Raw genomic sequence first — 19,455 nt, 5'->3', positions numbered from 1 at the left:
GCAGCACAGAAAATCGGGAATGAACGGGCAGGGGATGACGGAAGAGCCAGGCAACAGGCGCGCCAGCCGGCGGCGCGGGGTGCTTCTGGGCCTGCTCGGGGCGCTGGTGCTGGGGCTGGTGCTGGTCGTCGTGCTCATCACCGCCATGGCGCGCAGCCAGCAGGCCTTTGCCGCGCCGGAATGGCTGCGCAGCCGCATCGAGGCGCGGATCAACGGCATCACCGAGCGCATCGATCTCTCCTTCGAGGGCGTGGGCGTGCTGCTGAACGCGCGCGGCGAGCCCACCGCGCTCCTGCGCGATGTCACCCTGCGCCGCGCCGACGGGCAGGGGATCGCCGAACTGGGCCGGGTGGCGCTATCGGTGCAGGGGCGGGCGCTGCTGTCGCGCCGGCTCGTGCCCACGGGGCTCGTCATCGAGGATACGAAGCTCCTCGTGCAGCGGGGCGCCGACGGGAAGTTCAACCTCGATTTCGGCGGCGAGCCGATTTCCTTCAACGATCTCCCGGCGATGCTGGACGCGCTTGAGGCGCTGCTGGACACGCCGGGGCTGGCGCAGGTGGCGCAGGCCGAAGCGCGCGGGATCGACATCCGCTTCCAGGACGACCTGCGCGGCGTCACCACCGAAGGCACCGCCGGCAACGTCCGGCTGAGCCGCGAGGAGGGCGGGCTTTCGGCGCGGGCCTCCCTGCGCATCCCCGGTTACGGCGCGCAGCCCGCCCGGCTGGCGCTCACCGCGCGCACCGAGGCCGACAGCCCGGCGGCCGCCTTCACGCTGGCGCTCACCAATGCCGACGCGCGCTTTCTTGCGCGCCACGAGCCGATCGCCGCCTTCCTCACCGGGGTCGATGCACCGGTTTCCGTGGATCTCGAAACCGGCTTCACCGAGGCGGGCCGCTTCGCCCATCTGGCCGGCACGCTCGACATCGGCGCCGGCGAGATCCGGCCGAACGAGGCGACGCGGCCGATCCGGCTGCAGGGCGCCTCCGCGCGGCTGGGCTACGCGATCGACCGCGGCATGTTCACCGTCGAGGCCTTCGATCTGCGCTCGGATGCGCTCACCGCGCGCGGGCGGGGCAAATCCTACTTCAAGGAGTGGCGCGGGGGCGTGCCGCAGGCGCTGGTGGCGCAGCTGGAACTGGAGGCGCTGGAAAGCCCGGCGGGCGATCTGTTTTCCGAGCCGCTGCGCTTCGAGCAGGCGGCGGTGGATCTGCATTTCCGTTTCGCCCCCTTCGTGATCCGCGTCGGTCAGGCCACTTTCTTCGATGGGCGGACCCGCGTGCGTGCCAGCGGCGCGGCCCGGGCCGAGGCCGATGGCTGGCATCTTTCGCTCGATGCCGCCGCCGATACGCTCACGGCGGAAGAGCTTGTCCGCTACTGGCCTCTGTCGCTGCGGCCCAAGACGCGCAACTGGCTGGTCAACAACCTTCATGCGGGCCGCGGCTTCAACGGCCGCGTCGCGCTGCGGCTGCGGCCGGGGGCGGAGCCGGTGGCCCAGGTGGGCTTCGACTACGAAGGCGCCGAGGTGCGCTTCCTGCCCGGCTACCCGCCGATCTCCGGGGCGCGGGGCCACGGGCAGATCGACGGTGCGCGCTTCGCCATCGTGATCGACGCGGGCGAAGTGCGCGACGGCGCGCGGGTGGCCGATGTATCCGGCAGCCGCTTCCGCATCGAGGACATGCGCGCCCGTCCCAGCATCGGGCGCGTCGATCTGAAGGCGCGCGCCACGGTGCCGGATCTTCTGCACCTGCTGGATCTGCGCCCTTTGCGGCTGATGTCGCGGGCGGGCCGCAGGCCGGATCTGGCCGAGGGGCTGGCGGAAGCCGAGGCGGTGCTGGTGCTGCCTCTCAGCCGGAAAACCCGCGGGCCGGACGTGGATTTCACCGTCACCGGCACCCTGCGCAACGTGGAAAGCCGGGTGCTCGTGCCCGGACGGCTCCTCTCCGCGCCCGAACTCGCCGTCGAGGTGGACACCGGCGCGATCCGCATCAGCGGGGCCGGCAGGCTGGATGGCGTCGGCTTCGATGCCACCTGGCGCCAGCCGATCGGCGCCGCCTTCAAGGAGGGCAGCAGCGTCACCGGGGCGCTCACCCTGTCGCGGCAACTGGCGGAAAGCTTCAACATCGGCCTGCCGCCTGAGAGCTTCAGCGGCGCGGCGCGGGGCGAGGTGGAGATCCGGCTGAAACCGGGGGAGCCGCCGCGCTTCGAACTGGCCTCCGATCTCGAAGGCCTCGGCGTTGAGATCCCGGCGCTCGGTTGGCGCAAGCCGGAAGCGGCGGGCGCGGCGCTCACAGTGCGCGGAACCTTCTCGACGCCGCCCTCGGTGGAGCTGGTGGCGCTTGACGGTGCGGGGCTTTCGCTTTCGGGCAACGTCGCTCTGCGCCCCGATGGCGGGCTTGAACGCGCGATCTTCGAGCGGCTCGATCTCGGCGGCTGGCTGAGCGCGCGGGTCGAACTTCGCGGGCGCGGTGACGGGCTGGCGCCGGCGGTATCGCTCACCGGCAGCTTCCTCGATCTGCGGCAGGCGGCCCTGCCGGAAGGCAGCGGCGGCGGCGGAGCGCCGGTGAACGTGGCGCTGGACCGGCTTCAGATCGCGGGCGACATTTTCCTGAGCGATTTCCGGGGGCAGTTGGGGGCCGGCGAAGGGGCGGGGCGGTTCACCGGCCGGCTCAACGGGCGCGCGCCGATCACCGGGCAGCAGATCACCACGCCGGCCGGCACCGGCTACGATCTGGCGGCGGCGGAGGGGGGCGCGGTGCTCGATGCGCTCGGCATCATGAAGAACGTCACCGCCGAGGGGCTGGAGATCCGACTGCGCCCGCGCGCCACGCCCGGCCATTTCGACGGCTCCCTGCGCATGGGGCGGATGCGCCTGCGTGGCGCGCCCGCGCTGGCCGAGATGCTTTCGGCGGTGAGCGTGGTGGGGCTGCTGGAGCAGCTGGACGGAAACGGCATCGGATTTGACGAGGTGGAGGGCGAATTCGTCTTGACGCCGGAGCAACTCGTCATCACACGGGGCAGCGCCGTGGGCCCCTCGATGGGGCTCTCGATCGATGGCAGCTACGCGTTCGCGGAGAAACGAATGGATTTCCAAGGGGTGATTTCGCCCGTCTACCTCGTCAATTCCGTCGGCGCCGCCCTGACGCGGCGCGGGGAGGGGCTGTTCGGCTTTTCCTACCGCCTCACCGGGCCTGTGGGCGCGCCCGTCACGCAGGTCAACCCGCTGTCGCTGCTGACGCCGGGCATGTTCCGCGATATCTTCCGCCGCCCGGCCCCCGAGGTGCAGCAATGAAGCTCAGCGATTTCGATTTCGACCTGCCCGAGGAGCTGATCGCCACGCGCCCGGCGGTGCCGCGCACCTCCGCGCGGCTGCTGCATGCCACGGCGGGCCGGCTCACCGACCGCCACGTCTTCGACCTGCCGGAGATCCTGCGCCCGGGCGACAGGCTGGTGCTCAACGACACCAAGGTGATCCCGGCGCGGCTGGAGGGGCTGCGCCACCGGGAGTCGGCGCAGGGGCCCGTCTCGGCGCGGATTTCGGTGACGCTGCTGGAACCCCGCCCCGACGGCGGCTGGCTGGCGCTGATCCGCCCGCTGAAGAAGGTCGCCATCGGCGAGACGATCCACTTCGGCGAAGTGCTCTGTGCGCGCCTCACCGACAAGAGCGAAGGCGAAGCGGTGCTGGCCTTCGACCGTACCGGTGCCGATTTCGACGCCGCGCTGCAGGCCGTCGGCGCCATGCCCCTGCCGCCCTACATCGCCGCCAAACGGGCGGCGGACGCGCAGGACAAGGTGGATTACCAGACGGTCTGGGCCCGCAACAGCGGCGCGGTGGCCGCGCCCACGGCTTCGCTGCATTTCGACGAGGCGCTGCTGGCGGCGCTGGCGGCGCGCGGCGTGGCCTTCACCCACGTGACCCTGCACGTGGGCGCCGGCACCTTCCTGCCGGTGAAGGTCGATGACGTGTCGCAGCACAAGATGCATTCCGAATGGGGCGCGGTCAGCGAGCAGGCCGCGCAGGAGATCGCCGAGACCAAGGCTGCCGGCGGGCGGATCATCCCCGTGGGCACCACCGCCCTGCGCCTGATCGAGACGGCGGCCCGGGAGAGCGGAACGGTGCGCCCCTGGGAGGGGCCGACCGACATCTTCATCACCCCGGGCTTCACCTTCCGGGCGACGGATGCGCTGATGACGAATTTCCACCTGCCGAAATCCACCCTGATGATGCTGGTCTCCGCATTGATGGGAATGGAACGGATGCGGGCCGTCTACGCCCATGCCATCGCGCAGCGCTACCGGTTCTTCTCCTACGGCGATTCCTCGCTGCTCTGCCCCAACGAGCCCTGAAACCGCAAGGAAACGTCGCATACGAGCGATAGTCACCGGCCTTCGGGTGCGATCCTGAAGCCGAGAAAAAGGATTAGCCATCATGCTTCAGGTTCTCAGCCACTCCTGGGCCTTGCTGCTCGGAATGCTGCTTCTGATGGTCGGCAACGGGCTCCAGGGCACGCTGCTCGGCGTGCGGGGCGCGATCGAGGGCTTTTCCACCTTCGAGATGTCGATCGTGATGTCGGCCTATTTCCTCGGCTTCCTCGGCGGCTCCAAGCTGGCGCCGCAATGGATACGCCGCGTTGGCCACGTCCGTGTCTTCGCCGCGCTCGGCTCGATGATCTCGGCGGTTCTGATCCTCTACCCGACCTTCGCCCACCCCTGGGCCTGGACGCTGGGGCGCGTGGTGATCGGCTTCTGCTTCTGCGGCGTCTACGTGACGGCGGAGAGCTGGCTCAACAACGCCGCCAGCAACGAGAACCGGGGCAAGGCGCTCTCGCTCTACATGATCGTGCAGATGGCCGGCATCGTCACCGCGCAGGCCCTGCTGGCCTTCGGCGATCCGGCCGGTTTCATCCTCTTCATCATTCCCTCGGTGCTGGTGTCGATCTCCTTCGCGCCGATCCTTCTGTCGATCAGCCCGACGCCGGCCTTCGAAACGACCAAGCCGATGTCGCTCAAGGAGCTCTACGGCATCTCGCCGCTGGGCTGCGTCGGCATGGCGGTGCTGGGGGGCGTGTTCTCGGCCCAGTTCGGCATGTCCGCCGTCTACGGCACGGAGGCCGGGCTGTCGGTGGGGCAGATCTCGATCTTCGTCTCCGCCATCTACATCGGCGCACTCCTGATGCAGTTTCCGATCGGCTGGATCTCCGACCGCATGGACCGCCGCACGCTCATCATGTTCGTCTCCGCGCTCGGCGGTGCGGGGGCGGTGCTCGGGGTGCTCTCGGGCGGCAATTTCTACGTGCTGCTCGTGAGCGGCTTCCTGATCGGCGGCACCTCGAACCCGCTCTACGCGCTGCTGATCGCCTATACCAACGACTACCTCGAAGCAGAGGACATGGCAGCGGCCTCGGGGGGGCTTCTTTTCATCAACGGCCTCGGCGCGATCGCCGGCCCGGTGACGACCGGCTGGGTGATGTCCACCTTCGGCCCCTGGGGCTACTGGCTGATCCTCGCAGTGCTCATGCTGGGGCTGGCGCTCTACGCCGTCTACCGGATGACCCAGCGCCCGGCCGCCACCGACGCCGACGAGAACGTCAGCTACGCCCCGGTTCTGCCCAGTGCGTCGCCGGTGGCCGTCGGGGTTGCACAGGAAGTGTTCATCGAAACCGCGCAGGAAGACGAAAACAACACATCTGACGCCGGTCAGGCGAACGGTTAACGCCAGACTTGCTTAAGTATGAATTATTTGTAACGATTCCTCTGCCTGGGGGAGTCACGGCAAATGGAGGCCGAAAATGCTACGCCCTGAAGACGTTCTGGCCTTCTGGCTGGACGAGATTGGCCCCGAAGGCTGGTATGCCGGCGGGGAGGAGCTGGACGAAAGAATCCGGGCTCTGGCGGAACCCACCTGGCAAGCGGCAATGAACGGATCCTGCGGGCTCTGGCTCACCTATCCGAGCGGCGCGCTGGCCTACATCATCCTGATGGATCAGTTCCCGAGGAACATGTTCCGTGGCACCGGGCAGGCCTTCGCGTCCGATTTCGCGGCGCGGGCGGCGGCGAAGATCTCGATCAAGAAGGATTGGGATCTGCGCATCGACGAGCCGGCGCGGCAGTTCTTCTACCTGCCGCTGATGCACTCGGAATGCCTGGGCGACCAGGAACGCTGCGTGCGCCTGATGCTCACGCGGATGCCGGAAACCGGGGAAGAGAACCTGTTCCACGCCAAGGCCCACCGCGAGGTGATCCGCATGTTCGGGCGATTCCCCTACCGCAACGACGCGCTGGAGCGCCAGACGACGGCCCCCGAGGGCGCCTTCCTCGCGGAGGGAGGCTACAGCGCCGCCATGGAAGCTGTGCGCGCCTGAAACTGCGGTTTTGGAACAACGGGTTGCACCCCGGCCTGCTGGCGCGGGCCGCGGTGTGATTGCCCCTTCGGGCCGGATTGTTTAACGTCAAACCACTTCAACTTCTGCAAGGGTTTGACATGGCAGCCACCTCTTTCGACATGATCGTGATCGGCGCCGGGCCGGGCGGCTACGTGGCCGCGATCCGGGGCGCGCAACTGGGGCTGAAAGTGGCCGTGGTGGAGCGTGAGCACCTGGGCGGGATCTGCCTGAACTGGGGCTGCATCCCCACCAAGGCGATGCTGCGGTCGGCGGAAGTCTTCCACCTGATGGAACGCGCGAAGGAGTTCGGCCTTTCGGCCGAGAAGATCGGCTACGATCTTGACGCGGTGGTGAAGCGCTCGCGCGGCGTGGCCAAGCAGCTGTCCGGGGGCGTGGGCCACCTGCTGAAGAAGAACAAGGTCACCGTGGTGATGGGCGAGGCCACCATCCCCGCGCCCGGCAAGGTGAGCGTGAAGACCGAAAAGGGCAGCGAGGAGCTGACGGCGAAGAACATCGTGCTCGCCACCGGAGCGCGCGCCCGCGAACTGCCGGGGCTGGAGGCCGACGGCGATCTCGTCTGGACCTACAAGCACGCCCTTCAGCCGCCGCGGATGCCGAAGAAGCTGCTGGTGATCGGCTCCGGCGCCATCGGCATCGAATTCGCAAGTTTCTTCAACACGCTGGGCGCCGATACCACGGTTGTGGAGGTTATGGACCGCGTGCTGCCGGTGGAGGACGCCGAGATCTCCGCCTTCGCGAAGAAGCAGTTCGTGAAGCAGGGCATGACGATCATGGAAAAGGCCATGGTCAAGCAGCTGGACCGCGCCAAGGGCAGCGTGACGGCCCATATCGAGACCGGCGGCAAGATCGAGAAGCACAGCTTCGACACGGTGATCTCCGCCGTGGGCATCGTCGGCAACGTCGAGGGGCTGGGGCTGGAGGCGCTCGGCGTCAAGATCGACCGCACCCATGTGGTGACGGATGCCCATTGCCGCACGGGTGTTGAGGGGCTCTATGCCATCGGCGACATCGCCGGCGCGCCCTGGCTGGCGCACAAGGCCAGCCACGAGGGCGTGATGGTGGCGGAGCTGATCGCCGGGCTCCATGCCCATCCCGTCAAGCCCGAAAGCATCGCCGGCTGCACCTACTGCCACCCGCAGGTCGCCAGCGTCGGCTATACCGAGGCCAGGGCGAAGGAACTGGGATACGAGGTCAAGGTGGGCCGTTTCCCCTTCATCGGCAACGGCAAGGCCATCGCGCTCGGCGAGCCGGAAGGCATGATCAAGACGGTGTTCGACGCCAGGACGGGCGAGCTTCTGGGCGCGCATATGGTGGGGGCGGAAGTCACCGAGCTGATCCAGGGCTACGTGGTGGGCCGCCAGCTGGAAACCACCGAGGAAGACCTGATGCACACCGTCTTCCCGCACCCGACGCTCTCGGAGATGATGCACGAAAGCGTGCTGGACGCCTACGGCAAGGCGATCCACTTCTGAATACGGAAGGCATGGGTGGCGCGAGGCGGTGCCGAGCCGGTTCAACGCTTCGGGCACCGCCCGCCATCGCCGTTGACGCGCGCGGCCCCGAACCGGGGCCGCGCGTTTTTCATTCCACCTGCAAGGGCAGGGTGGCCAGCACCTTGCCGCCCTGATCCATCACGTAGCGGATCTCGTAGGCGCCGGGCTCTTCGGGCACCGCGAGGTCCAGGGGCGAGCCGTCGCGCGTGTAGCTGTAGGTGATGTAGAGGCGCTCCGCATCGCCGACGGCGATGTAGTCCGAGGGCGCATCGGGGCCCTCCCACGTCACCGTGATCTTCTCGCCGGCAACCGCCGTGGACGGGGCCTCGAGGCTGACCGCGGCATCTTCCACCGTCAGCGGCACGCGGGCCAGCACGGTGAGCGGCGTGGTGTCGGCCACGTAGCGCAGTTCGTAGCTGCCCGGTGTCGTCGGGGCGGTGATCGCAAGCGGGCTGCCGTCGCGGGTGTAGGCGTAGTTGCCGTAGTCGCCCTCCGCCGCGTCCGGGGGCACGATCGTCAGGTAGTCGCCGGCGCCGTTCGGCCCGTCCCACTCCACGGTGAAACGCGTGCCGATCGTCACCGCGGACGGCCCCCGGACCGCAGCGCCGACGGCCATCACCTCGATGGGCGCACGGGCCCTGACCTTGGTGTTCTGCCCCTGCACGTAGCGGATTTCATAGGTGCCGGGGGTGCCGGGCATGGTGAGGCGCGCGGGGTTTCCGTCGCGCATGTAGGCATAGGTGATCCATTCGCCGTCAGCGGCCTGCGGCGCGGTGATGGCGATGTAGTCGTCTGCGTGGCCCGGCCCCGTCCAGGGGATCTCGATCACGCTGCCCGCCGGGGCCGTGGCCGGGGCCTCGACGCCGAAGCTGGCCGCCGCGACCGTGACGGGCAGGCGGGCGATGATGCGGGCGTCCTGATCCATCGTGTAGACGATCTCGTAGGCGCCCGGCTCCGCCGGCATCCGCAGGGGCAGGGGGCTGCCGTCGCGCGTGTAGGCATAGGTGATCCAGCCATCGCCGCCGGGTTCGACGACGGCGAGGTAGTCGCCTTCGTAGTCCGGGCCCGTCCAGCCGATCCCGACCGTGGCCCCGGCCAGAAGCGGGCCGGGCGCCTCGATCGTGGCCGAAACCGGCGTCACGGTGACGGCCCGGCGGGCCAGCGCGCGGCCGCCCTCCATCACGTAGCGCAGCTCGTAGGCCCCTTCCGCCGAGGGCAGCGGCACCCGGAGCGGGTTGCCGTCGCGCACGTAGGCGTAGGTCTCCCATGCGGCCTCGTCGGCGTCGGGCGCTGCGACGGCGATGTAGTCCTCGCCGCCGCCGGGGCCGTCCCAGCCCACGGTGATCTCCGCCCCGGCCATCCCGCTCTCGGGTGCTTCGAGGCTGGCGGCGGGCAGAAGCTCCGGCAGTTCCAGCGTGACGGTGAGCGGGGCGCCCTGCACCGTCACCGTGCCTTCGGCGCCGGCCTCGTCGGCGAGCCGCGTCACCACGACCCGGTAGCTGCCGGGCGGCAGCGCTTCTTCGAAGCTGGCCTCGTTCACACCCTCGCGCGACACCCCTTCGCCGGAAAGGCTCCAGACGAGGCCGCTGCCGATCTCGGTGCCGCCGGGGCGGGTGACGGCGCGAAACAGCACCTCCACCGGGGCGGCCGGCTCGGGCTCCGGGGCCGCGGCCACGGCCTGAAGCGCCGAGACCAGCTCATCGGCATTGGCGGCGGTGCGGAACGTGCCGCCGGTTTCCTCCGCGAGGCATTGCATCTGGGCCAGCGCTTCCGGGTCCGTCACGTCGAAGCCCACCACGTGGGCGGTGAAATCCACCCCGGTTTCCTCCAGCGCGCGGGCCGCGGCGCAGGGGTCGGGGTTGCAGGTCTCGATCCCGTCGGACACCAGGATCACGGTCGCCTTTTCCTCGGTGAACCGCAGCGCCTCCGCGGCGGCCTTCACCGCATCCGTCATCGGGGTCTTTCCCTTGGGCTTCACCGCGCGCACGGCGGCCGCCACCGCCGCGCGGTCGGTGCCCGGCGCGATGACGGTTTCGATGTCGGCGCAATCGCCCTTGCGCCGGTGGCCGTAGAGCGTGAGCCCCACTTCGTGGCTGGCGGGCAGTTCGGCCAGCAGACCGGCCACCACCTCCTGCGCGATGGTGATCTTGGCCACGCCGTCGATCTGGCCCCACATCGAACCGCTGCCGTCCAGAACCAGAATGCTGCGGGTGGGCGCCTCCTGCGCCGGCGCGGCCTGGGCAATTGCCGCAAGCGCGGCGCCCAGCAGAAATCGCTTCATCATCGAAATGTCCTGTCTTCCTCAATCAATGCGCCAAGCCTAGGCCCGAAGCCCGCCGTCAGGCAAGATCCGTGGCGGAATGTCAGCATCCTGCCGCCTGTTCCCGTTATGTTCGCATTTTCTGATTGGAGACTCGCCGCACATCGCCTATCTGTAGGCGGTCTGTTGAGAGGTGGGGCATGCCCGAGCTGAAGAAGATCGAGGTGCGCGGGGCGCGCGAGCACAATCTGAAATCCATCGACGTGGACATCCCGCGTGACGAACTCGTGGTGATCACCGGGCTTTCGGGCTCCGGCAAATCCTCGCTGGCCTTCGATACGATCTACGCCGAGGGGCAGCGCCGTTACGTGGAAAGCCTTTCGGCCTACGCGCGCCAGTTCCTCGACATGATGGAAAAGCCCGACGTGGACCACATCGCCGGCCTGTCGCCGGCCATTTCCATCGAGCAGAAGACCACCTCGAAGAACCCGCGCTCCACCGTGGGCACCGTCACCGAGATCTACGATTACCTCCGGCTGCTCTTCGCCCGCGTCGGCACGCCCTATTCGCCCGCCACCGGCCTGCCAATCGAGGCCCAGCAGGTGCAGGACATGGTCGATCGCGTGATGGGCATGGAGGAGGGCACCCGCGCCTATCTGCTGGCCCCCATCGTGCGCGACCGCAAGGGTGAATACCGCAAGGAATTCATGGAGTTGCGCAAGCAGGGCTTCCAGCGTGTGAAGGTGGACGGCGATTTCTACGAACTGGACGAGCCGCCCACGCTCGACAAGAAGTTCCGCCATGACATCGACGTGGTGGTGGACAGGATCGTCGTGCGCGAGGGCATGGAAACGCGGCTGGCCGACAGCTTCCGCACCGCGCTGGATCTCGCCGACGGCATCGCCATCCTCGAAACCGCGCCCAAGGAGGGCGAGCCCGAGCGCATCACCTTCTCCGAGAAATTCGCCTGCCCGGTGTCCGGGTTCACCATTCCCGAGATCGAGCCGCGGCTCTTCTCCTTCAACGCGCCCTTCGGGGCCTGCCCTTCCTGCGACGGGCTCGGGATGGAGCTGTTCTTCGACGAACGCCTCGTGGTGCCGGACGCCACGCTCAAGCTCTACGACGGGGCGCTGGCCCCGTGGCGCAAGGGCAAATCGCCCTACTTCCTTCAGACGATCGAGGCCATCGCGCGCCACTACGAGTTCGACAAGAACACCCCCTGGAAGGATCTGCCCGCCCATGTGCAGCAGGTGTTCCTCTACGGCTCCGGCGAGGACGAGATCCGCTTCCGCTACGACGAGGGCGGCCGCGTCTACGAGGTGACGCGCAGCTTCGAGGGCGTGATCCCCAACATGGAGCGGCGCTACCGGGAAACGGATTCCAACTGGATCCGCGAGGAATTCGAGCGCTACCAGAACAACCGCCCCTGCGGCGATTGCGGCGGCTACCGCCTGCGCGAAGAGGCGCTGGCGGTGAAGATCGCCGGGCTGCACATCGGGCAGGTGGTGCAGATGTCGATCCGCGAGGCCTTCGATTGGTGCCAGACGGTGCCCGAAAGCCTGACCGCCCAGAAGAACGAGATCGCCCGCGCCATCCTGAAGGAAATCCGCGAACGCCTTGGATTCCTGAACAATGTCGGCCTCGAATACCTCACGCTGTCGCGCTCCGCCGGCACGCTTTCGGGCGGCGAAAGCCAGCGGATCCGGCTGGCCAGCCAGATCGGCTCGGGCCTGACCGGCGTGCTCTACGTGCTGGACGAGCCCTCCATCGGCCTGCACCAGCGCGACAACGACCGCCTGCTCGGCACGCTCAAGAACCTGCGCGACCAGGGCAACACGGTGATCGTGGTGGAGCACGACGAGGAGGCCATCCGCGAGGCCGACTACGTGTTCGACATCGGCCCCGGCGCCGGGGTGCATGGCGGCCAGGTCGTCGCGCAGGGAACACCCGCGCAGATCGCCGCCGATCCGGCCTCGCTCACCGGGCAGTATCTCTCGGGTGCACGGGCCATCGACGTGCCGGCCGAGCGGCGCAAGGGAAACAAGAAAAAGATAACGGTTGTAAAGGCTTCCGGGAACAACCTGAAGGACGTCACGGTGGATTTCCCGCTGGGCAAATTCGTCTGCGTGACGGGGGTTTCGGGCGGCGGGAAATCCACGCTCACCATCGAGACCCTGTTCAAGACGGCCTCCATGCGCCTGAACGGCGCGCGCCAGACCCCGGCTCCCTGCGAGACGATCAAGGGGCTTGAGCACCTCGACAAGGTGATCGACATCGACCAGCGCCCCATCGGGCGGACTCCGCGGTCCAATCCGGCCACCTACACCGGGGCCTTCACCCCGATCCGCGACTGGTTCGCCGGGCTGCCGGAGGCGAAGACGCGCGGCTACAAGCCGGGGCGGTTCTCCTTCAACGTGAAGGGTGGCCGCTGCGAGGCCTGCCAGGGCGATGGCGTCATCAAGATCGAGATGCACTTCCTGCCCGATGTCTACGTGACCTGCGAAACCTGTGGCGGCGCGCGCTACAACCGCGAGACGCTGGAGATCAAGTTCAAGGGCAAGAGCATCGCCGATGTCCTTGATATGACGGTGGAAGATGCCAAGGAGTTCTTCCAGGCGGTGCCCTCGATCCGCGAGAAGATGGAGGCGCTCTCCCGCGTCGGTCTCGATTACATCAAGGTCGGCCAGCAGGCCACGACGCTCTCGGGTGGCGAGGCGCAGCGGGTGAAGCTCTCCAAGGAACTGGCCAAGCGCTCCACCGGGCGCACGCTCTACATCCTCGACGAGCCCACCACGGGGCTGCATTTCGAGGACGTGCGCAAGTTGCTGGAAGTGCTGCATGAACTGGTGGACCAGGGCAACACGGTCGTCGTCATCGAGCACAACCTCGACGTGGTGAAGACCGCCGACTGGGTGATCGACATCGGCCCGGAAGGCGGCGACGGCGGCGGCGAGGTGGTGGCCGTGGGCACGCCCGAAGACATCGTGAAGGAGCCGCGCAGCCATACCGGCCGCTACCTGAAGGAGCTGCTGGAAGCCGGCGCGCGGCGGCGGGTGGCGGCGGAATAGGCGATCCGGCGCGCCGCCGGTCAGCGGGCCATCTCGTGCAGCAGCGTTGCGGCCTCGTAGCTGCGCAGGGATCTGCGCGCGGCGGGGCCGTATCCCCGGCCGGTGCCGATCTCAAGTTCGGGAAACAAGCGCATGATTTCGCTTTGTGTTTCCGGATCGAAGCCCTTCATCGTCCGCGGCCCCGGGTGGTAGCTTTCGCTGAGCAGCCCGCTGGCCGCGACGATCTCGTGGCGGTCGAACAGCAGATGGTAATAGGTGATCGGCGCCGCGCGGCGATCCACCACCACGCTGCGCCCGTTGACGAGATCCTTCGCCCGGACGAGCACCTCGGCCTCGCCGAACAGCAGTTCGGCCCAGACCCCGCCGACCAGAACCCGGTGCTGCGGTGACACGCGCACGTCAGTTTCGGCGCCGTAGCTGCCGGCGCGGATCAGGATCGGCGCATCCTTGCCCGCTCCGTCCACCGCGCGGTTGCCGATCCAGCGCACCGTCTGAAATCCGGAATCCCGCGTCCAGACCTTCATCCCGGCGGCGATCTCCTCGATCGGGCGCGGGCCGTCCGCTGTGAGAAGCGCCGTGCCGGCGGCGAAGCAGGGCGCTTCCTGCACGATCTCCACGAGCGCGGTATCGCTATTACCGTCAACGTCTTGGACGGTGTAGTTGAAGTAGACGGTTTCCGTGTCCGCATCGCGTTCGATGAAGAAGCTGCCGTCCTCGTTGAGGGTGATGAACTGGCCCGTCGCCAGCTGCACCCTCTGGCCCGCGACGACGGGCGTTTCGTTGATGTGGGTAACGGTGAGCACGCCGCCGGCGGACGTCGTGTCATTGGCCAGCACGTCGAGCGTGGCGGAGCGGCCGCCGGGGATCGTCACGCTGTCGTCCTGCGCGACGATGGCCGATTGCACCGAGCCGCCGGCGATCAGCAGGTTGGTGTCGTAGCGCGCATCCGCCACGTCCGCGACGCCGATCTTGAGCGTGTTGAAATCGCCCCTGTTCACCGGCGCCACGAAGGTGAGGGTGACGGTGAAGCCGTCCATCTCGGTGTTGTATTGATCCCCGGTGTTGTCGACGTAGAGGTTCTGCGTCGCGCCGCCGTTGATGTTGCCCACGGAGGCCGAGCCGTCGCCCACCGTCACCGTGGCGAGCTGATCGTTCACCCAGACGCCGACCACGTCGTTGAACTGGCTGTTGACGTATTCCGGGTATTCCTCCGAGGAGATCACGAAATCGATGGTGATGTAGTCGCCCTGCGGCACGAAGGTGATTTCGAGGAAGGAGGCATCGCGCGTGGCCGTGCCGGCGAGGGCGTTGAAATCGCCGTCGTCGTTGATGCCGGAGGTGTTCGTCGTGGTGCCGGAAGATTGGTTGGTGTCGGTGCTGCCGTCGCTGTTGGTGAAATCCGCGACGTAGCCGGTGGAGAGGATGACGCCGGTATCGGCGGGGGCCACGCCCTGCACGGTGGTGTCGGCGCCGCTGTAGATGCCGGACGAAAGCTGATCGCCGGAGTAGCTGGCGTTCCAGACGGCCACGCCGTCGCCGAAGATGGCATTCGCCATGTCCAGCGCGGTCGCGTCGGTGTTGATCGCCAGTTCCTGTGCCGTCGGCATCCGCTTTTCCCCAACGGGCGCGGGCTCCAACGCCTGCGCCACTCAAGTCCGAATCGCGGGCCGGCTCTTGCCGTTGTCCACGCGCAAGAAACTGTTAACCGTGAAACGGCGGCGTCAGTTGGAAGGAAATGTGCAAACTTCGCGCCCCGTGGGGCCGAAAAAAGGCAGGCGCCGCAAGCCTTTGCCGGCGGCGCCTGCGAAATCGCGGGGGCGGGGTCAGCCGCGGGAGCGTTTCTCGAAGCGCGGCAGCATGGCGGAGAAATCCAGCCCCTTGCCGCCTTCTTCCTCCACGAAGGTCTTGTAGAGAGCCGCGGCGGCCACGCCCATGGGCGTATCGGCATCGGCGGCTTCGGCGGCCTGTTGCGACAGCAGCAGATCCTTGAGCATCAGCTCGGCGGCGAAGCCGGGCTTGTAGCCGTTGTCGGCCGGGCTCTGCGGGCCGACGCCGGGGGCGGGGCAGTAGGCGTTCATGCTCCAGCTGTAGCCCGAGGAGGTGGACACCACGTCGAACATTTTCTGGCGGTCGAGCCCCAGCTTGTCGGCCAGCGCGAAAGCCTCGCAGGTGCCGATCATGGTGATGCCGAGGATCATGTTGTTGCAGATCTTGGCGGCCTGGCCGGCACCGGAGGCCCCGCAATGCACCGCCTTCTGCCCCATGATCTCCAGCAGCGGGGAGATCCGGGCGAAGGCCGCCTCGGAGCCGCCGACCATGAAGGTCAGCGTGCCCGCGGCGGCGCCGCCGATCCCGCCCGATACCGGCCCGTCCGCCGCCAGCACCCCTGCGGCCTCGGCCTCTTCGGCCACGGCGCGGGCGCTTTCGACATCCACGGTGGAGCAATCGAGGAACACCGCGCCCTTCGACATCGCCGGCAGGATCTCGGCCGCCACGCTGCGCAGGATCGCGCCGTTGGGCAGCATGGTGATGACGACCTCAGCCCCGGTGGCGGCCTGCGCGGCCGAGCCCGCGGCGGCCACGCCCTCCGGCATGGGGGCGGCGAGATCGAACCCTGTCACCTCGTGGCCGGCGGCCACGAGATTGGCCGCCATCGGCGCGCCCATGTTGCCCAGCCCGATAAAGCCGATCTTCATTGCGTCTCCTCCTCGAATGTCAGTTTTTCCGCCCCGAGGGGCAGGAGCATTTGCGTCACTTCCGCGCCCGTGCCGGCATGGCGCCAGCGGGGGGTGCGGTCCTTGTCGATGATGGCGGCGCGGATGCCTTCCAGGAAATCGCTGTGTTCCACCGCCCGGTGGGTGAAGCGGTATTCCAGTTCCAGCGCCTTGCGGATGTCGTTGCTGCCCCGAAGCCGGTGCACCATCTCCACGGCGCAGGCCATCGAAAGCGGCGAGTTGCGGGCGAGCGCCTTGAGCGCGGCCTCGGCGAAGGGGCCGCCGGCGGCCTGAAGCGCGCGCAGGATGTCGCCGAAGGTTTCGCCGCCGAAATGGGCGTCGATCTCCGCCTGCTGGGCGGCCAGCGGGCTCTCGGGGGCGGGCAGGGCGGCTTCGTCGATCAGGCCGTGCTCGCCGGTGTCCGCCAGCGCGGCGATCAGCTCGGGCCAGCGGCTCTCCGGGATGTAGTAGTCGGCGAAGCCCGCGTGCAGCGCATCGCCCGGCCCCATGCGCCCGGCGGTGGTGCCGAGGTATTCGCCCAGCCGCCCCGGCGCCTGGGAAAGCAGGAGGCTGCCGCCCACGTCGGGCACGAGGCCGATGCCGGCCTCGGGCATGGCGATGCGGGAGCTGTCGCCCACCACCCGGTGCGAGCCGTGGCAGCCCACGCCCACGCCGCCGCCCATGGTGAAGCCCTGCAGGAAGGTGGCCACGGGCTTGGGGAATTCGAAGAGCCGCGCGTTCATGCGGTATTCCTCGCGCCAGAAGGCGCGGCCGAACGCCAGGTTCCCGGCGCGGCTTTCGGCGTAGAGCTGGGCGATGTCGCCGCCGGCGCAGAAGGCCTTTTCGCCTTCGGCGTCGATCACCAGCATCGCGACGTCTGGATCCTCGCGCCATTCCAGCAGGGCGGCATCGATGGCCTGCACCATGCCGTGGGTGAGCGCGTTGAGGGCCTTGGGCCGGGTCAGCGTGATGCGCCCGATACGCCCCTGTTTGCGGCAGGTGATCTCGCTCATGCGCCGCGCTCCGCGAGCAGGCCGCGGGAAACGATCAGGCGCATGATCTCGTTGGTGCCTTCCAGGATCTGGTGCACCCGCAGATCGCGCACGATCTTCTCGATGCCGTAGTCGGCCAGGTAGCCGTAGCCGCCGTGCATCTGCAGGCAGTCGTTGGCCACCGCGCTCGCGGCTTCCGTCACGTAGGCCTTGGCCATGGCGCAGTGCCGCGTGGCGTCGGGGGCGCCGGTGTCGAGCTTCCAGGCCGCCTGCCGCAGGAAGATGCGCGCCGACTGCAGCTTGATCTCCATGTCGGCGAGGCGGAACTGCAGCGCCTGGAACTGGTCGATCGGCTTGCCGAAGGCCTTGCGCTCGCCCATGTAGACGAGCGTGGCATCGAGCGCCGACTGCGCGGCGCCAAGGGCGCAGGCGGCGATGTTGAGCCGTCCGCCGTCGAGCCCCGCCATGGCGTAGGCAAACCCGCGCCCGTCTTCGCCGAGCAGGTTTTCCGCCGGCACCGCGCAGTCGTCCAGCTGAACCTGCCGCGTGGGTTGGCTCTTCCAGCCCATCTTCTCTTCGAGCCCACCGAAGGACAGGCCGGGCGTGCCGTTTTCCACGAGGATCGCGGAGATGCCTTTCGGCCCGTCCTCGCCGGTGCGCGACATCACGATGTAGGCGTCCGAGTAGCCGCCGCCGGAGATGAAGGCCTTGGTGCCGGTGAGCCGATAGCCTTCGTTCGTCTTGACCGCGCGGGTCTTGAGCGCGGCGGCGTCCGAGCCCGAGCCGGGCTCGGTCAGGCAGTAGGAGAGGATCGTCTCCATCGCGATGGCGCGCGGCAGCACGCGGGCGCGCATCTCGGCGCTGCCGAACTTGTCGATCATCGCGGCGCACATGTTGTGGATCGAAAGGAAGGCCGCCACCGAGGGGCAGGCCATGGAGAGCGCTTCGAAGACGAGCGTCGCATCGAGCCGCGAGAGCCCGGCGCCGCCGCTTTCCTCGCGCACGTAGAGCCCGCCGAAGCCAAGCTCGGCCAGTTGCGGCCAGAGCGTTTTCGGGATCGTGCCTTCGGCCTCCCAGGCGCGGGCGTGGGGGGCGATCTCCGCGGCGCCGAAATCGCGCGCCATGTCGAAAATGAGCTGCTGCTCTTCGCTCAGTGCAAAATCCAAGTCTCTTTCCTCCGTGAGCCTTCCGTGCCTGCGCGCCCGATGGGCCGTCGGGGGCGCGGGCGCGGTGTTTCATAGATCGGCGTGGAATTCCTCGATCAGGTGTTCCACGATGGTTTTCAGTGCGTCCTCATGGCTTTGGCCCGCGTCCCTGCTGCGGGCATAGGCGGCGCGCTGGCGTTGGGCGCTGGTGCCGTCCACGATGATGCGGCGCAGCCCCTCCACCTCGGCGGTGCAGCCCAGGGCCGCGGCGTCCGGGGCGGTGAGATCGATCAACTCCTCCACGAGATCGGCCATCGAGGTGATCTCGCGCTTGCCGAAATCGATCAGCCCCGCGCCGGCGGCGCCGTAGCGCTGCGCGCGCCAGCGGTTTTCGCCGACGAGGAAGTTTTCGTAGATGCGCCAGCGCTGGTTGTCGCGCGAGAGGCGGTAGAGCATCCGGGTCAGGCATTGGGTGGCCGCCGCCAGCGAGAGCGCGTCTTCCAGCCGGGGGGAGACATCGCAGATCCGGGATTCCAGCGTCGGGAAGTGGCTCGACGGGCGCAGATCCCACCAGATCTTGCTGGCGTCCTCGATCAGGCCCAGATCCACCAGCGCCTGCACGGAGCGCTCGTATTCAGCGAAGCTTCCCAGCCGCTGGGGCAGGCCGGTGCGGGGCAGGTTGTCGAACACCGTGAGCCGGTAGGAGGCGAGCCCGGTATCCTGGCCGTTCCAGTAGGGGGAGGAGGCCGAGAGCGCCAGCAGGTGCGGCAGGAAATAGGTGAGCTGGTTCATCAGGTCGATGCGCAGGTCCGGGTTCTCCACGCAGACATGCACGTGCATCCCGCAGATCAGCATCCGCCGCACGACGCCGGCCAGATCGCGCTCCAGATCGTTGTAGCGCGCCTTGTCGGTGTGGTGCTGCTGCTTCCAGTCGGCGAAGGGGTGGCAGGAGGCCGCGATGGGGGCGAGCCCGTGGCGCGCGGCGATGCGCGCGACGGTGCCGCGCAGGCGCTTCAGATCCGCGCGCGCCTGGGTGATGTCGTGGCAGACCTTGGTGCCGATCTCGATCTGGCATTGCAGGTATTCCGGGCTGACCTGCCCGTCCAGCGCCGACACGCATTCCGCCATCATCGCCTCGGGAGCCTCCGCGAGGCTCAGGCTCTCGCGGTCGACGAGAAGGTATTCCTCCTCGATGCCGATGGTGAAGGATGGGGGTGTCTGCGTCATGGTCTCCTCCCTGGGCTTGCGCTTCCATGCTGGGCGTGAATTGCGCCACCTTGCAAGCGCCTTGGCCTCCTCCGACTCGGCGCACGCCATTCTGTCCCACGAAAATGCAAAGGGCGGCCCCAGCCCGAGGTGGGGGCGAAAGCCCCCGCCTGTGG

Annotated in this window: 12 protein-coding genes; 6 read left to right on the top strand and 6 right to left on the bottom strand. The window is 68.3% G+C overall.

Annotation, left to right across the window (positions count from 1 at the left end):
• Positions 1–34 precede the first annotated feature (34 nt).
• From PSA7680_RS00665 to lpdA, 5 genes are all read left to right on the top strand, one after another.
• On the top strand, positions 35–3,289 hold the full coding sequence (locus tag PSA7680_RS00665; protein WP_139838518.1) for a YhdP family protein: 3,255 nt from the start codon (positions 35–37) through the stop codon (positions 3,287–3,289).
• Entirely contained in the window at positions 3,286–4,344 is a 1,059-nt protein-coding gene (queA, locus tag PSA7680_RS00660) for a tRNA preQ1(34) S-adenosylmethionine ribosyltransferase-isomerase QueA (protein ID WP_085866732.1), read from the top strand. Before PSA7680_RS00665 ends, queA begins: the two co-directional genes overlap by 4 nt.
• A gap of 82 nt (positions 4,345–4,426) precedes the next feature.
• A complete protein-coding gene (locus PSA7680_RS00655; protein ID WP_085866731.1) occupies positions 4,427–5,710 on the top strand; it encodes an MFS transporter in 1,284 nt (427 codons plus the stop codon).
• 76 nt (positions 5,711–5,786) lie between these two features.
• A complete protein-coding gene (locus PSA7680_RS00650; RefSeq protein ID WP_085866730.1) occupies positions 5,787–6,359 on the top strand; it encodes a DUF924 family protein in 573 nt (190 codons plus the stop codon).
• Positions 6,360–6,478: 119 nt separating this feature from the next.
• Complete coding sequence (gene lpdA, locus PSA7680_RS00645; RefSeq protein WP_085866729.1) at positions 6,479–7,873, top strand: dihydrolipoyl dehydrogenase; 1,395 nt, start codon at positions 6,479–6,481, stop codon at positions 7,871–7,873.
• Between the two features lie 109 nt (positions 7,874–7,982).
• Here lpdA and PSA7680_RS00640 read toward each other — a convergent pair whose 3' ends face one another.
• Positions 7,983–10,178, bottom strand: a complete 2,196-nt coding sequence (locus tag PSA7680_RS00640) for a VWA domain-containing protein (protein WP_085866728.1) — start codon at positions 10,176–10,178, stop codon at positions 7,983–7,985.
• Between the two features lie 176 nt (positions 10,179–10,354).
• Here PSA7680_RS00640 and uvrA point away from each other — a divergent pair, with 176 nt between their 5' ends.
• Positions 10,355–13,222, top strand: a complete 2,868-nt coding sequence (uvrA, locus tag PSA7680_RS00635; RefSeq protein WP_085866727.1) for an excinuclease ABC subunit UvrA — start codon at positions 10,355–10,357, stop codon at positions 13,220–13,222.
• 20 nt (positions 13,223–13,242) lie between these two features.
• Here uvrA and PSA7680_RS00630 read toward each other — a convergent pair whose 3' ends face one another.
• The 5 genes from PSA7680_RS00630 to PSA7680_RS00610 form a co-directional block, all read right to left on the bottom strand.
• The gene (locus PSA7680_RS00630; RefSeq protein ID WP_085866726.1) at positions 13,243–14,829 is read right to left on the bottom strand and encodes a choice-of-anchor L domain-containing protein; all 1,587 of its coding nucleotides are present in this window, start codon (positions 14,827–14,829) and stop codon (positions 13,243–13,245) included.
• Positions 14,830–15,045: 216 nt separating this feature from the next.
• Complete coding sequence (gene mmsB / locus PSA7680_RS00625) at positions 15,046–15,918, bottom strand: 3-hydroxyisobutyrate dehydrogenase (RefSeq protein ID WP_085866725.1); 873 nt, start codon at positions 15,916–15,918, stop codon at positions 15,046–15,048.
• Positions 15,915–16,949 (bottom strand): enoyl-CoA hydratase/isomerase family protein, encoded by a 1,035-nt coding sequence (locus tag PSA7680_RS00620; RefSeq protein ID WP_085866724.1) that lies wholly within the window; start codon positions 16,947–16,949, stop codon positions 15,915–15,917. The genes mmsB and PSA7680_RS00620 overlap by 4 nt, the downstream gene beginning before the upstream one ends.
• A complete protein-coding gene (locus tag PSA7680_RS00615; protein ID WP_085866723.1) occupies positions 16,946–18,094 on the bottom strand; it encodes an acyl-CoA dehydrogenase family protein in 1,149 nt (382 codons plus the stop codon). Before PSA7680_RS00615 ends, PSA7680_RS00620 begins: the two co-directional genes overlap by 4 nt.
• Positions 18,095–18,163: 69 nt before the next feature.
• Positions 18,164–19,300 (bottom strand): carboxylate-amine ligase, encoded by a 1,137-nt coding sequence (locus PSA7680_RS00610; RefSeq protein ID WP_085866722.1) that lies wholly within the window; start codon positions 19,298–19,300, stop codon positions 18,164–18,166.
• Positions 19,301–19,455: the final 155 nt, after the last annotated feature.

The sequence above is a fragment of the Pseudoruegeria aquimaris genome, from assembly GCF_900172235.1.
Taxonomy (GTDB): Bacteria; Pseudomonadota; Alphaproteobacteria; order Rhodobacterales; family Rhodobacteraceae; genus Pseudoruegeria; species Pseudoruegeria aquimaris.
This window is presented reverse-complemented; position numbering and strand designations above follow the sequence as displayed.